Annotated in this window: 17 protein-coding genes; 12 read left to right on the forward strand and 5 right to left on the reverse strand. The window is 31.0% G+C overall.

What is annotated here, in order from left to right:
- Positions 1 to 140: 140 nt before the first annotated feature.
- Together COL3_RS12380 and COL3_RS12385 are read right to left on the reverse strand one after the other, a co-directional pair.
- Positions 141 to 377: a hypothetical protein gene (locus COL3_RS12380; protein WP_099716633.1), complete on the reverse strand. Its 237-nt coding sequence runs from the start codon at positions 375 to 377 to the stop codon at positions 141 to 143.
- Positions 378 to 802: 425 nt separating this feature from the next.
- On the reverse strand, positions 803 to 1,417 hold the full coding sequence (locus COL3_RS12385; protein ID WP_008426043.1) for a LysE family transporter: 615 nt from the start codon (positions 1,415 to 1,417) through the stop codon (positions 803 to 805).
- Between the two features lie 129 nt (positions 1,418 to 1,546).
- Here COL3_RS12385 and COL3_RS12390 point away from each other — a divergent pair, with 129 nt between their 5' ends.
- Positions 1,547 to 2,434: a LysR family transcriptional regulator gene (locus tag COL3_RS12390; RefSeq protein WP_008426045.1), complete on the forward strand. Its 888-nt coding sequence runs from the start codon at positions 1,547 to 1,549 to the stop codon at positions 2,432 to 2,434.
- Between the two features lie 114 nt (positions 2,435 to 2,548).
- Here the strand turns inward: COL3_RS12390 and COL3_RS12395 are convergent, their stop codons facing one another.
- Positions 2,549 to 2,857: a DUF1622 domain-containing protein gene (locus tag COL3_RS12395; protein WP_035283816.1), complete on the reverse strand. Its 309-nt coding sequence runs from the start codon at positions 2,855 to 2,857 to the stop codon at positions 2,549 to 2,551.
- A 280-nt stretch (positions 2,858 to 3,137) separates the two neighbouring features.
- On the opposite strand from COL3_RS12395, the gene COL3_RS12400 reads away from it, so the two are divergent.
- Entirely contained in the window at positions 3,138 to 4,019 is an 882-nt protein-coding gene (locus COL3_RS12400; protein ID WP_008426049.1) for an immunoglobulin-like domain-containing protein, read from the forward strand.
- A 138-nt stretch (positions 4,020 to 4,157) separates the two neighbouring features.
- On the opposite strand, the gene traF is transcribed toward COL3_RS12400, so the two are convergent.
- Positions 4,158 to 4,508 (reverse strand): conjugal transfer protein TraF, encoded by a 351-nt coding sequence (gene traF / locus COL3_RS12405; protein WP_008426051.1) that lies wholly within the window; start codon positions 4,506 to 4,508, stop codon positions 4,158 to 4,160.
- A 142-nt stretch (positions 4,509 to 4,650) separates the two neighbouring features.
- Between traF and COL3_RS29570 the strand changes: the two genes are divergently transcribed.
- Positions 4,651 to 4,785 (forward strand): hypothetical protein, encoded by a 135-nt coding sequence (locus COL3_RS29570; RefSeq protein ID WP_278286668.1) that lies wholly within the window; start codon positions 4,651 to 4,653, stop codon positions 4,783 to 4,785.
- A gap of 164 nt (positions 4,786 to 4,949) precedes the next feature.
- Here the strand turns inward: COL3_RS29570 and COL3_RS12415 are convergent, their stop codons facing one another.
- A complete protein-coding gene (locus COL3_RS12415) occupies positions 4,950 to 5,471 on the reverse strand; it encodes a TetR/AcrR family transcriptional regulator (RefSeq protein WP_008426052.1) in 522 nt (173 codons plus the stop codon).
- 116 nt (positions 5,472 to 5,587) lie between these two features.
- On the opposite strand from COL3_RS12415, the gene COL3_RS12420 reads away from it, so the two are divergent.
- From COL3_RS12420 to COL3_RS12460, 9 genes are all read left to right on the forward strand, one after another.
- Positions 5,588 to 6,613 (forward strand): aldehyde reductase, encoded by a 1,026-nt coding sequence (locus COL3_RS12420; RefSeq protein WP_180277938.1) that lies wholly within the window; start codon positions 5,588 to 5,590, stop codon positions 6,611 to 6,613.
- Positions 6,614 to 6,658: 45 nt separating this feature from the next.
- Complete coding sequence (locus COL3_RS29575) at positions 6,659 to 6,808, forward strand: (2Fe-2S)-binding protein (RefSeq protein WP_278286670.1); 150 nt, start codon at positions 6,659 to 6,661, stop codon at positions 6,806 to 6,808.
- A 57-nt stretch (positions 6,809 to 6,865) separates the two neighbouring features.
- Positions 6,866 to 6,991: a hypothetical protein gene (locus COL3_RS29580; protein ID WP_278286669.1), complete on the forward strand. Its 126-nt coding sequence runs from the start codon at positions 6,866 to 6,868 to the stop codon at positions 6,989 to 6,991.
- A 343-nt stretch (positions 6,992 to 7,334) separates the two neighbouring features.
- Positions 7,335 to 7,871: a hypothetical protein gene (locus tag COL3_RS12435; protein ID WP_008422357.1), complete on the forward strand. Its 537-nt coding sequence runs from the start codon at positions 7,335 to 7,337 to the stop codon at positions 7,869 to 7,871.
- Between the two features lie 251 nt (positions 7,872 to 8,122).
- The gene (locus COL3_RS12440) at positions 8,123 to 8,608 is read left to right on the forward strand and encodes a helix-turn-helix transcriptional regulator (RefSeq protein WP_008422359.1); all 486 of its coding nucleotides are present in this window, start codon (positions 8,123 to 8,125) and stop codon (positions 8,606 to 8,608) included.
- A gap of 78 nt (positions 8,609 to 8,686) precedes the next feature.
- The gene (locus COL3_RS12445; RefSeq protein ID WP_008422362.1) at positions 8,687 to 10,273 is read left to right on the forward strand and encodes a hypothetical protein; all 1,587 of its coding nucleotides are present in this window, start codon (positions 8,687 to 8,689) and stop codon (positions 10,271 to 10,273) included.
- A gap of 6 nt (positions 10,274 to 10,279) precedes the next feature.
- Positions 10,280 to 11,689: a hypothetical protein gene (locus COL3_RS12450; RefSeq protein WP_008422363.1), complete on the forward strand. Its 1,410-nt coding sequence runs from the start codon at positions 10,280 to 10,282 to the stop codon at positions 11,687 to 11,689.
- A gap of 896 nt (positions 11,690 to 12,585) precedes the next feature.
- The gene (locus tag COL3_RS12455) at positions 12,586 to 12,759 is read left to right on the forward strand and encodes a hypothetical protein (protein WP_008422364.1); all 174 of its coding nucleotides are present in this window, start codon (positions 12,586 to 12,588) and stop codon (positions 12,757 to 12,759) included.
- Positions 12,759 to 13,325: a zeta toxin family protein gene (locus tag COL3_RS12460; RefSeq protein ID WP_008422365.1), complete on the forward strand. Its 567-nt coding sequence runs from the start codon at positions 12,759 to 12,761 to the stop codon at positions 13,323 to 13,325. Before COL3_RS12455 ends, COL3_RS12460 begins: the two co-directional genes overlap by 1 nt.
- Positions 13,326 to 13,586: the final 261 nt, after the last annotated feature.

The raw sequence follows: 13,586 nt of genomic DNA on the forward strand, positions 1-13,586 counted from the left end.
GTATTGATTTAGAAAAATTATGTGGTAATAAAATGCTTATATATACTTGTACTGCTGTTATCAATAATCAAGAAAAAATATTTGAACTTAAGTATGATCTGGAAGGGTGCAAATGGATACTGTTTAAAATATAATATAATTTATCCGTCAATAGCAGGAGCAGCACCATTAGGAAGAGGAGCTTTTCTGTTATCAAATATTTCTTTTGAAGAGTTTAAAGAACTTTTAATTTTACCTTCTTTTATTTTATTTTCATTAATACTTGTGTAGTTCAAACGTAAGGTATTTTTATGACCACCATTTGAAAAAAATGCTTCTACTGAAATAAAAGCTATACCATTTTTTAATGCATATTTTAATAAATCCTTGCTATCCATATAAGCTGGAAGTGTAACCTAGAGAAAAAAGCCTCCCTTAGGTTCAATATATTCAACTTCTTTAGGAAAGTCAGCCTTAATTGCATTAAGCATAGCATCCCTCCTGTTTTTATAAATTGTTATATTTTTTCTATATGTGCTTTAGCATCATATTTTTCAAAGAACTTTGTTATCTGCATTTGAGAAAATATATTTGTATGAAGATCTGAACCTTGTCTAAACCTTCATTTTAAACATCATTCCTTTCGTTGTGTTCATGGTACAAAAAATTATCAAGTGAAACTTGATTCAGGTGGGGGTTGATCCCCATCTGAATCTTGGTTGAACTTATAACCTCAAGGGTCACAATGTACCCTCAAGGGGTACCTCGTCTAGGGTCGTGCCGCTGTTATCTCACACTTACAGAAGTAGGAGTGTTACAGAGGCTAGACATCAGATAAATGAATTAGAAGTTTAAAGTCGGGAACTGATAATGCACAATATACCAAGAGAGATGCCATAACAATATTGAATAACTTTCTATGACGACTAAGAATTTTTTGAAATAATGCCCCAAAAAGAGTCCAGCAGGACATCGATATAAATCCTACGAATGCGAGGAATATAGCAAATACGTATAATATTATGCTCGATTTATAGTAGGGGATTATAAAAATTGAAGTCACCGTTATACCATAAAGTATTGTTTTAGGATTCATGAATTGCATAAGCATTCCAGATTTAAATGTGTTGATGCTATAATCATTAATTGCATTTGGGTTAAAATTACTTTTGAGTATCTTGATAGCTAAATATATTATGTATGCTGAACTAAATACCTCCATAGACAACTTTATGTTAGGAAGAAGTTTAAATAAAAATAAGTTAAGATAACCACACAATAACATGATCACAGCCATACCAGTTGTAGAACCTAGAACAAATTTCAATGTTTTTTTATATCCAAAATTAGTACCATTTGTCATAGACATAATATTATTTGGACCAGGCGTAAAAGTTGAAACAAGAACATAAGATAAAAGTGCAGATAAATTGAACATAGCTGACCTCCTTAATGATTAAATTTGAAAAGATAGTAACAATATGATATCATGCTAATAATAATTAGTGAAATCAATAGTTTAAATTGTAACAATCAAAATAAATGATTGATTTGGAGGTATATACAAGTGGAATTTCGTCAATTAAATGCATTTATTACCGTGGCTAAGCTGAGTAATTTTACAAAAGCAGCATTTGAACTAGGATATTCGCAATCTGCTATCACTGCTCAGATACAACAGTTGGAAAAAGAATTAGGCGTTAATTTATTTGAAAGATTAGGGAAAAATATATCTTTGACTTCAGAAGGGGAACAGTTTCTTGTTTATGCTAAACAAATAATTAAGCTTTGTGATGAAGCAAAAAGCACTTTAAGTACATCAGATGTAGTAAAGGGAACTTTGACGATAGGGGCTAATGAATCACTTTGTGCTGTAAGGCTTCCTCCGCTATTAAAAGAATTTCATGACCGTTATCCGGAAATTGAAATTCTTTTAAAAATGGAAGGCAATAATAAATGTAAAACATTGATAAGAGAAAATCAGATCGATGTTGCTTTTATTATTGGTCAGAAAATTAATGATATTGAGTTAATTACAGAATTGGAATTTCCTGAACCCTTAGTTTTATTAGCAATTCCAGGGCATCCACTTACTTTCAAAAAACATGTATATCCTGAAGATATAGCTGATTGCAACATAATTGTTGCAGAAAAAGGCTGCGGATACAGAAATCTTTTTGAACAAAGTCTCAATGATGCTGGGGTAACTCCAAAATCAATAATGGAAATGGGAAGTATTCAATCAATTAAACAATTGACAATGAGTGGACTTGGAATAACGCTGCTTCCAAAGATTGCTGCTGCGGAGGAGTTGAAACGAAAGCAATTAATAGAACTTCCTTGGTGGGAAGATTCCTTTTATTTGGCTACGCAAATGGTATATCATAGGGATAAGTGGGTTTCAAGGGCATTAAGAGCTTTTATAGACCTGAGTGAACAAATGATGAAGAGTTAATATAAGGTTTCAAATTTAAATTAAAATAACAAAGGTGTCTATTTTGTGTTTTTAGTGTTTTCTGCTACTGATACGGTGAACCTTACCATAAATAAATGAAATTTATAGTACTGCTTATTGATTTTTTTCAGTGGCTTTCATTTCTTTATTTAGGAAATAAGATATTACTGTTCTAATTATAACTATAGCAGCTAGCCTTAAAATATCATGAATCGTAGGATTTAATATAGAATCTATAATATCTGCACTTATTAAAACTTCCAGCCCCAATAGTATATAAGAACCTAAATAATTTTTTGTAGATGTAATCTTTTGAATTGCATCTTTTCTATTATGAACGGAGATCTCCACCTTAATAAAGTTTATTAGGCAAAGAAAAACTCCCCAAACTATGATTATTATAGATAAGCCTTGTAAAACCATTATAAGGATTTCAAGGATTTTTTTAATTTCCAATATAGCACCTCCTTTATTAAAACACAGTTTACCCATAAATACCATATTATAAACCTATCTGTCTTTATAATAGTCGTTAATATGTCTTGTGGCATGCAATTTGCTTACTATTTTAATATCATATCCGTCTATAAAAGTTCTCTTTGAAATATTAATTATTTGAAAAGTGAGTGGGGCGGTACCAAAAAAGCATGAAATAATTGTATGTTATAGGGAAATAAGGTTTAAGTGGAAGTGGAGGGCAAAAATGAATAAAAGCAAATTAGTAAAAGTAATAGCTAGTTCATTAGCGGTAGTTTCAATGTTGACAGTATATCCTATAAGAGCAAATGCAGAATGGAAACAGGATTCAAACGGTTGGTGGAATAAAGAAGGAAGTTCATGGTCAGTAGGTTGGAAAGAGATTGATGGAAAATGGTATTATTTTAGACAAGATGGATATATGGCACATGATACAGCTATAGATGGATACGAATTAGGCTCTGACGGTGCATGGATTCAAGCTGCATCAAATAATTTATTAAATTCAAAAAATGTTACAGATAATAAGGATAAAAATTTTGATATTAATGAATTTAAAAATACGTTGAAAACAGGTGGCTATCCTATAGAAGTGAGAGATACATTGTATAAGGAAAATAGTGCATCTAAAGGCTGGAAATTAGTTAATGGAAAGTATTATTACTTTAGCTTTGAAGGGGCTCTAGCAAGGGATGAAATTGTTGATGGATATTATTTGGGCGTAGACGGAGCTTTAGATACAACTAAAGGTAAATCACAATTACAAGATATTACTATGAAGACTGAAAAAAATGTGTATCCTCTTAATACAGAAAAGATTAGAATTGATATAACAAATAATACGAATTTAGAAAGTGGATATGGTGGAGCATATTATCAAATAGATAAGTTTGAAAATAATGAGTGGCATAATTTAGAGTTTGCAGAAGATACTAGTTTTAATGATTTAGCAGCAATTTTGCCAGCAAAAGGAACAGGTATGGCTATTTGTAGATTAAGCATACTAAAAGATTTTAATAAGCTAACAGCAGGAAAATATAGAATATTAGCGGAAATTGAAAACTCAATAGGTTATTCACATGTAACAGCAGAATTTGAACTACAATGACGTATTAAAATATTCTAGTAAAGCTTATTCATGCCTTACTAGGATATTTTACTTCTACCATAGAAAAGTACTATCACATTTTTTGCATTATTATAATCAGCGTATCTTAAGTTTATAGCAATTAAATTAGTTGACTATTTATTTTAACAGATCTAATATTTCTTCTTCTGTAATTGAAGAATCACAACGAACCTCTATTTCTCTATTTTTACTAACAATAAATCCTGGTACAGTTACAATATTATATTTTTCTCTAAATGAGCTAATTAAATTGTCTGAAAAATTATCACTATCCACATAGTAAATAGTTATGTTAATTTTATTAGTCAAGCTACTTAATTTTTTAACAAATTTACGGCAGAATGGGCATGTTGCACGACCAATATAAACAACAGCTAAGTCTTTATTAGATAATAATTCTTCTGCTTGTGCAGAAATCACTTTTTCAAATAACTTTACATCTTCTTCGTAGCTATCTTCTTCAAACATTTGTATCCTCCTTATTTTTTATAATATTATATCAAAGCTAAATTATTAAATCAATTTAGTTGGTCTTTCTAGTAGTTATTTTGTGAAAGGTCAGGATTTTTCATACTCCAGCCAAATTATTCATGGGATGTTGACTGGCAAAATGCCATTTCTCTTAAAAGCTGGCTTTGATTGCATTGATGTGCGAGATGTCGCAGACTTACATTTGCTCGCAATGACACCTTCAGAAGCCATAGGAGAGCGATTTCTGCAAAAAGATATAGGTGAACATAATTAATGCATTTTAAATCATAACAATTATACAAAGCATCTATAGAAATATAGGTATTTTATTTATACATTAAATAAAATAGAAAACTTTTTATAAACTTAATAAGCTCATAAATAGGTGAGAACAAAAACGTTTAGGATAATGTACGATCAGTGATAAAGGCAGAAGTCTTAAAAAATCTTTTCTAATGTATCAAATTGCTTGAAAAATTCCATTATTTCTTGAAGCGGTTCTTGCTGTCCACTTAGAAACCACTTTCGCCAAACAGCATAAACACCTGCTGACATGAAAGTTGTCCAGTATTCACCACTATCAGGAGCATAAAATTTGTTTATTTCTTCTATGAAAATTTTCTGAATAATTGGTTCATATCCACGGTCAACAGATGAAAGTAAATCATCACTAAAGGTGCTGAAAAACTTCAATTGGATATTAAATTTATCAGAGAAGGATGGATTCTGCTGAATCGTATAAAATACAGCCGCAATCTTTGGTTGGTAATACTCATACAAAATCTGCTCGAGATCGTTAAAATTTCGGTAAAAAGCCATGCGGCTTACTCCTGCCCGTTTACAAACTTGTGAAACTGTCAATTCTGACAACTTTGCTGTTGCAAGCAACTGCAGCATAGCTGTTGTTATAAAATCCTTTGTATCTTTTTTGATGGCTTGCGAGTGATTTGTTGCTGCCATTACAATACCTCCCCTATTGTCACATATGATCGTTTCTGTGTTGATTTCATCTTGGTAATAGTATATGCTAATGGCACAGAGGTTACAAGTGAAACTTTAGTGAGGGGGAATTAATTATGGAAAAAGAATTAGTTTTAGTAACAGGCGGCAGCGGCTTCATTGCCGTACATATAATATTAAAGCTTTTGAAACTGGGATATCGAGTTCGTACAACACTTCGTACATTGTCACGCCAGGATGAGGTTAAGTCGATGCTTGCACAAGGCGGAGCAGTTGATTTTGAAAATCTGGAGTTTATACAGACAGATTTGACAAGTGATATAAACTGGATGAAGGCTGCAACTGGTGCGACTTACGTTATTCATGTGGCATCACCAACACCAGCCACACGTCCTGATGATGGTGATGAAATGGTGAAAATGGCGGTTGATGGTACATTGCGCGTGATGAAGGCAGCGAAAGCGGCAGGTGTTAAACGTGTAGTCCTAACTTCTGCTTCCGGGGCAGTGCTTGCAGGCCATAAATCCCACCAGGAGATTTTCACAGAGGAAGATTGGACTGACTTGTCAGGCAATATTGATGCATACCAACGTTCAAAAACTATGGCAGAGCTTGCGGCTTGGGAATTTGCAAAGAAAGAGAATATAGAACTCTCTGCTGTTAATCCTGTGGCGGTCATGGGACCTGTACTTGGACAGGATTTTTCTCACTCTAATCAGATTATTCGTGCGATGCTCAGCGGGAATATGCCATTCCTCTTAAATATTGGATTTGATTACGTTGATGTGAGAGATGTAGCAGAATTACATTTGCTTGCAATGACATGTCCAGAAGCAGCGGGAGAGCGATTTATTGCTACCACGGGTGAAAATCTGACATATAAAGAAGAAGCGGAAATTTTGCAGAGATACTTAGGAAGTACAGCAAAAAAAGTATCTACTAAGGCACTGCCGGATTTTGTAATTAAATTTATGGCGATTTTTAAAAAGGATTTGCGCATGCCAGCAACGTTCTTAGGACAAAACACAGCTTGTAGCAATGCAAAAGCTAAAAAGTTACTTGGCTGGCAGCCAAGGTCAGCAGAAGAAGCAATCGTGGCAACTGCAAAAAGTATGATTGAACTTGGATTAATTCATAAATAGACATTGCGCTCTCCAGCAGAGAAAAAATCGAATTAGGCAATAATCATCGATTTAGCTCGAACTCACCAAGGAAGAAATTCATTCAACAGTTTTGCCACGGTAGAAGAAGTGCAAGAAGTAACAAAAGTAGGTACTGGTTGCGGCCAATGCGTAGAAAGTAATAGAGCATTAGTGAATGAATTATTAGGAAAATAATAATCTGAAAACTTATGAATAGCAGAATAATCTGCGGATACAATCTATGAAGGATCCATGATGTTAGGAATGCTTGATAAAGCTGAATATAAAATCATGATAGATACTATTAATAGTATCTATGAAGGCTGGGGAGAAAATTTTAAGCATGATGAAGCTATAAGAAATGGATCTTTATCTTAGAGGATATAGAAAGCCGACTGCTGAATTTGTGAAATTTTATTAATTAAAAATATATAAGTATAATTCAGATTAAAATTTTAAAGAGAATGCAATATTACATTTAACTAAATATTCAACTTAGTTGATTCTATAATTTTAATAATAATTCGTGAGACTAATATAGGCAAATTTATATGTTTTCTTATATTAGTCTCAACTTTTTTTCATAAATTAAAATTCAGGAAATTTTACGTTAATTTTTATAGAGAATAATTTGTGAAAAAACAAAAGATATATATATAATCTGTTTAAATACCATTCGAATTTAATTTAGAATAATTATGGAAAAAGGAGTTGAATAATAATGCAAAGAAAAATAAGGCGAGTAATAATGTTTATGATACTTATTACAATAACTCTAACTAATGTAGCTTATGCGCAGCCAACAACAAGGCAAAATGCACCATACGGTCCGAAAGTAGAGGACTTAAAAGGCAAAGTAGATATTATTCAAAACTTACAACAAATGAAAAAAATAAGAGCAAATTTAACTGTTATAGAAATAGCTGAGAGTTCAACGGAAGAACAACTAAAAAATACATATAAAGATTTAGAAAATTACATTCAACAATTAAATATTATTAGAACAAACTTAGAAAATCATAAAAATACATATAAAGATTCTTTTCCAGACATATATTTTTCAGAAGAGATTTCATTTGTAGCTGAAAGCTATATTATAAGCATAAGGAATCAACAGAGTTTGATAACAGCTTTGGAAAATAATAAGGCTGAATCGAAAAGACTATTTTATTCAAATTACTTAATACCGGTATATTATTATCTTACTCTAGGAGACCAAATGGTATCATACGTTGATACATATTTTGTAGTATCATAGTAGAATTGAAGAACAAGTTGAAGTAGGATTGAGTGACTCAAACCTTTATTGTTAAAATCAGTATAGATTTTAACAATGGAGGTTTATTTATATGAATAATAATGAAAATATAAATTGGAATATACTCCTTATGAATATCAGGTGGCAATAGACCGTAGATATAATGATTTGAAAAATAATTTTATTTAAGTAAAAATACTTGACTTAAATATAAATATTATATATAGTAGTAAATTATTAGGAGGTAGATCATGGAAAAAAATAATCAAATACAAATAAATCATTTACAAGAAAATCTTATGGCTATTAGAAAAATAGCTGGTTGGACAGCTGAAGAGTTTGGTTCAAAAATAGGTGTAACTAAACAAACAATCAGTAATTTAGAAAACAAAAAGACTCCTATGAATCTTACACAATATATAGCTATTCGAGCAATATTAGACTATGAGATTGCCCATAACAAAAAAAATACAGTACTTCCACAAGCGGTCACTATTTTACTTGATAAAGCGGATGAGTTTGATGAAGAAGATTATAACAATTTGAAGGAAGCCATTTCAGCAGTTTCAATTTCTGCTGCTGGAGGAGTTGCTGGAGCTACTCTTGCCTCAATGTTTTCAGGATTATTAGCACCAATCGGAATAATAGGTTTAGGAGTGATTGGACCAATAGGAACAATTGCTGGCGGAACTACTTATTGGTTGAAAAAAATATTAAGCAAAACGGATATTAAATAATTTGTAAAAACTTAAATATACCGGTATAAATGAAAGACAACTTTATACTATAATTTATTTGTCAAAAGGAGATTTAATATGTTGACAACAACTCAAGAGAAACCTTTAATTAAGTTAGAAATAGATGATTACACTATTATACCTAATGATGTGTATGAGAATAAAACTTCAACTGATTTAAAAGAAATAGAGTTTGAAATGATAACTCCTATAGATTTTTCTGATAAAAGAAAAGTTGAAATTTATAATGGTATTGCTGAAGTTGATGAAAGGTTAGCGGTAATTAACCAAAAGGTTGAAGAATTAAACACAGAAATTGATAGATTAACTAATCATGCTGATGGGTTAGATTATACTATTGCTGTTGCAAGTGGTATTATTGCAGGCGCCATTGATATTTTCTATGTGGGTGAATTTTCACTTGACAGAGGTAAAGAATGGAGTAATGAGAAAGTAAATAATTTTGTAATGGATATAGCAAAGAAAAATGGATTTGATCCAGAAGCATATGAAGGTAAAAATCCATTAAAAGGTGCAATTAAATTTTTAGAAGATAAGTATCATATTCCAAGTGATGGTGTTTGGAATAGTGATCACTACGGAATAAATGGAATAAGCCATCATTTAGATGACTGGGCACACCATCCCAGTCTTTTAGGATTAATTTTTTCGATTATAACTCAATTTACTCAGACTGGTTATTTTACAAACAAATATGGGGAAAATATAAAAATTGATGTGCCTATCTCATTGCAAAGAAAGAAAAATGGGAATACAGAAACTATTATACTTATTGGGAATGATATACCATCTAAATTTTTCTGTGGCGTAATAAACTGGGCAATGCATTTAGTTAGTGATATGGCGGGTTCAAGTGATAATGCAGGAGCAGGAATGGGTATTCCGGGGCCTATAATGGCTTTGCTGAAAGAATTCTCTGCAATTCCAGGAATTAACAAGACGAGTTTACCTAAGACTATTGGAGATTTTTTTGAAAAGAATAGATTTGATTTACGCAGTGAGTTAGCTGTAGGGCATGAAATTGGAAGACAAGCTATTCCTGTTGTTGTTAATGAAGCTTTGGTAAGAGGTTTCTATTTTCTTCGTCGCTTAATACAGCAATTAAAAGAAAAGGAAAGTTTCAAGGATATTGAATGGAAGAAGACATTACCATTTAAAAATAGAACTATTGTTAGAATGTTGACAATTGCAACAGGCACATTTACAGCCATAGACTTGGCAGATGCAGGTATACGTGCTGTAATTAAGTCTGGTGGTTTTAATCCGGCAACTTTGGGTAATTTTATATTAAGGGTAAACTTTGTTGGTGTTGGGCGTTTTGCTATTGCCGTTTCTACTGATGTAGCAATGGGCATAAAGAAAAGTAAAAAGGAAAATGAGAGAATACGCTTAAGAGGAGAGGAATTACAATTATTAAATGCAAAAGTATTTTACAAAGAAGCTGATATGTGGATTGCAGCAGAAAATACCGATAAAGCAATAGAAGAAGTCTATATTATTATGGAGAGAACTGCAGAAAATTTTGTAGATACATGGAATGAAATAAAAGAAGGTTCAGTAAAAAGAAGAGAATACATTGATAAGATAAAAGCGAAGGATGATCACTTCGCAAAAGAACTGTCAGATTTGATTGAATGGGAGTAATGAAGTATGATTGAAGAAGTAAATGTTATAGATATAAGGACCATAGAATCACAAGAACTGCCTTCTGTACTTTCCTCACAGTTTGATAAACTTGCTATCTTAGAAACCAATGTGCAAAAGGCAGTAAATATGGCAGTAGAAGCGAAGAAAAAAGCCGAAACTGCACAGGTAAAAATGGGTTTATTTGATTATAGTAAAAAAGAAGCAATTAATTTGCTCCAGTCAGCATCCAAAGGTTTAGCAGAGGGGCTAATGACAGCAACAGAAGCACAGAAAGTTTCTTTTGAGTATCAGACAAAACTTACTGAAATTACAAAGTTTTTATTTGGTCTAGGTGTAAGTAACATTGCAATGAACAGAAGTGTTGTAAGAGAATTAGAGTTAAAACTAAAGGGTGCATCAGAAGAAGAAATCTCTGACTTGGCAAGGCAAGAATTAAAGAATGTTATTATACAACTTAAAGCTCAAGAAGATATCATGAGTAAACAAGTTGCATTAACAAGTAAGGTGAAAAAACATCAACAACAACTTGAGAGTATAAATAGAGAGTTAGATAATATCGGGCAAATGGATGAGCAGCGGGATAAAAAGATTGCTACAAATACAAAAAGCATTTTGGAAAATAAGGCAACTCTAGAAAAGCAACAACAAAAATATTTTGAACATGATAAGCAAATAGAAGGATTGAAAAAACAAGATAAAGAGCAAGACAGATTAATATCATCCCATTCTGAAAGATTATCAGAACATGATAAATTCCTTAAAGAGCACCAACAAAAATATGCTGAGCACAACAAAAAAATAAGTGACCTTAAAAAACATGATGGGGAGCAGGATAACATAATAGTCTCCCATTCAGAAAAGTTGTTAAAACATGACAAAGCTTTTGAAGAACAACAGAAAAAGAATAATGAGCTTGAACAGGAAACAAGTGATAATACAGATAAAATAAAAGGTCTTGAAAATTCTTTGAAACAGCAAGAACAAGCATTGACAGAAAAAAATAGTACATTGGATAAAAAGTATGCAGATACAACAAAACAGTTAAAAGATGAATTATCCAATTTAACATACACTACTAATAAAGATAGTGAAATAATCAAGGATAATATTTCCTCGCTTTTGGAAAGTGTGAATGCCCAAATATCGTTAGTTAAAGAGGATTTATCTAAAGTAGAAGTTGATTTATCAGATGAAATCAATTCCGTTAAGGAAAAGTTAGTAAATACCATTGTTGAGTTAAAGGAAGAAATTTTAAATAAAGATAAAGAAGTTTATGATAAACTTACAGATTTAAAGGACAGAATAGATAGACTTGATGTTAAAACGAGTAAATTAGGTTGGAAGATTGGAATTTTTGTTGTTGCAACAGGTTCTTTAATACTTAATATTCTTCAGATTTGTGGTATTCTTTAATTTACTAATTATTACTACTGTAAATGTTGTGACGTAACCGCTCAATAATTTAGTTTATTGACAATAACATATCTGTCAATGAAATTCTAACTCAAAATTTCATCTATCCCCTCAACCTTTTGGTTGTCAATGATACGCCTTAGGTAGTTGAAATCATAATTATATAATATGGTAAAAATGATGGCGAAAAGGGATCGAAGATATTATTGAATGTTATCTAAACGAAAGTGGGTTGAGTTGACATTATATAAGTTCTCTCGAGCCACGCCTCATTAGCAAACATATCATTAAAAATAGAAAAAGTAAGTAGGATGTGAAAAGTAGAAGAAAATTAATACCTCTACTTTTCAACTTAAGATAAGTAATATAGAATCTAGTTATTGCAAACCAATAAAAAAAGCTGTACTACAAGGCACGTAAGCCAAGTAATACAGCAATCCACCAAAATTAATGGTGCCGCTGGCCGGATTCATAAAATAGGCATTTTACTAATTTCTACTAATGCTTGAAAAGCCCTAGTTATCAAGGCTGGTGCCGAGTACAAGCAGTTTTGATTTTTACTAATTATTGTTGTAGTTGTTGCAAATATTGTTGCAAATTTTTAATATTACAAGCTTGTAGTAATTAGATTAGTATTTATTTTATAGTAAGTAGAAACTTCCTCGCATTCTAAAATTTAGGTAAAAAATATATGGAAAACTAAAAATTTTATAAGAAAAGCTTTCTTATGAATAAAAGTACAAGATACAAATGTTTAAGTAAAGAATCCAGTTTTTATCTAGTAATTATTTTATAATTATAAGCTTTTGTTGAATTAGAACTTAGGATAAAATGTTTATATTGATAATTGGTTAGGATATAATATAATAAAAGTATTATTTATCGGAGGAATTTCTATGGAAAAGATAAATGAACAAAATAATTTGTATAATCAATTTTTAAAATATTCATATGCAGATTTAAAGGAATTGTTTAAAAAAGCTAAAACAAAAGAAGAACAAGATTTTTATATTGCTTTATCTGAGATAGTACTGCAAAAGGAACAAGAAAGAGTAATAGGTAAAAATTGATGGCTACTTACACTATATTTGCAGGTGTAAATGGTGCTGGGAAAACATCAATATATGAGTCTATTTATTATGAAAGAAATAAGGATGAAAAAAGAATAAATACTGATGAGATGGTAGCAAGAGTGGGTTCATGGAAGGATAATAATCTTCAAATTAAATGTGCAAGGGAAGCTGTGAGGCTTATAAATTATTATATAAAAAATGAAATATCATTTAATCAGGAAACTACTCTTTCTGGTAAAAGTATAATTAAAAATATAGAAAAAGCAAGACAAAAGGGTTTCTATGTAGTTATAAATTATATTGGAGTTGATAATCCTAATATTGCGAAAGAAAGAGTTAGAATTAGGGTATTAAAAGGTGGACATGGAATTCCAGATGAAGCTATAGAGAGAAGATATTATGAATCACTGGACAATTTGAAAGAAGTGCTGAATCTGTGTAATGAAATAAATATATATGATAATACAAATAAATTTAACCATGTAGCTTATATATGTGATGGAACAATAAAATGGAAAAGAGATATAGTTCCTGAATGGAGTAGGGATATATTAATAAAATAAAGTTAATGTAAATTGAATAATAACGATAAATTTAATACTAAAAATGTTTCAAAAGAAGCTTAGTTTTTTTGCTAAGCTTTTTTATTATTATCAAAAGTGAAAGAAAACAATTAATATTAAAGTATAAAATGTTGAAATAAATGGTAATTTGTAATATAATAAAATTGCCCTATAAAGTAATGTTTTGCTGTTATGGGGGGATTTGGTATTCTTTGTCAAGATGTAATTTGAATAAGAATAAGATAATAAGTGAGAACAGTA

Source organism: Clostridium sp. LS, from assembly GCF_002760435.1.
Lineage (GTDB): Bacteria > Bacillota > Clostridia > Clostridiales > Clostridiaceae > Clostridium.

Excerpts from the sequence above, each read along its gene's own strand:
- COL3_RS12440 (WP_008422359.1), top strand. The coding sequence starts at position 8,123 with ATGGAAAAAAATAATCAAATACAAATAAATCATTTACAAGAAAATCTT.
- COL3_RS29580 (WP_278286669.1), top strand. The coding sequence starts at position 6,866 with ATGATGTTAGGAATGCTTGATAAAGCTGAATATAAAATCATGATAGAT.
- traF (WP_008426051.1), bottom strand. The coding sequence starts at position 4,508 with ATGTTTGAAGAAGATAGCTACGAAGAAGATGTAAAGTTATTTGAAAAA.
- COL3_RS12400 (WP_008426049.1), top strand. The coding sequence starts at position 3,138 with ATGAATAAAAGCAAATTAGTAAAAGTAATAGCTAGTTCATTAGCGGTA.
- COL3_RS12450 (WP_008422363.1), top strand. The coding sequence starts at position 10,280 with ATGATTGAAGAAGTAAATGTTATAGATATAAGGACCATAGAATCACAA.
- COL3_RS12435 (WP_008422357.1), top strand. The coding sequence starts at position 7,335 with ATGCAAAGAAAAATAAGGCGAGTAATAATGTTTATGATACTTATTACA.
- COL3_RS12445 (WP_008422362.1), top strand. The coding sequence starts at position 8,687 with ATGTTGACAACAACTCAAGAGAAACCTTTAATTAAGTTAGAAATAGAT.
- COL3_RS12380 (WP_099716633.1), bottom strand. The coding sequence starts at position 377 with ATGGATAGCAAGGATTTATTAAAATATGCATTAAAAAATGGTATAGCT.
- COL3_RS12460 (WP_008422365.1), top strand. The coding sequence starts at position 12,759 with ATGGCTACTTACACTATATTTGCAGGTGTAAATGGTGCTGGGAAAACA.
- COL3_RS12385 (WP_008426043.1), bottom strand. The coding sequence starts at position 1,417 with ATGTTCAATTTATCTGCACTTTTATCTTATGTTCTTGTTTCAACTTTT.
- COL3_RS12455 (WP_008422364.1), top strand. The coding sequence starts at position 12,586 with ATGGAAAAGATAAATGAACAAAATAATTTGTATAATCAATTTTTAAAA.
- COL3_RS12395 (WP_035283816.1), bottom strand. The coding sequence starts at position 2,857 with ATGGTTTTACAAGGCTTATCTATAATAATCATAGTTTGGGGAGTTTTT.
- COL3_RS12415 (WP_008426052.1), bottom strand. The coding sequence starts at position 5,471 with ATGGCAGCAACAAATCACTCGCAAGCCATCAAAAAAGATACAAAGGAT.
- COL3_RS29570 (WP_278286668.1), top strand. The coding sequence starts at position 4,651 with ATGCCATTTCTCTTAAAAGCTGGCTTTGATTGCATTGATGTGCGAGAT.
- COL3_RS12420 (WP_180277938.1), top strand. The coding sequence starts at position 5,588 with ATGGAAAAAGAATTAGTTTTAGTAACAGGCGGCAGCGGCTTCATTGCC.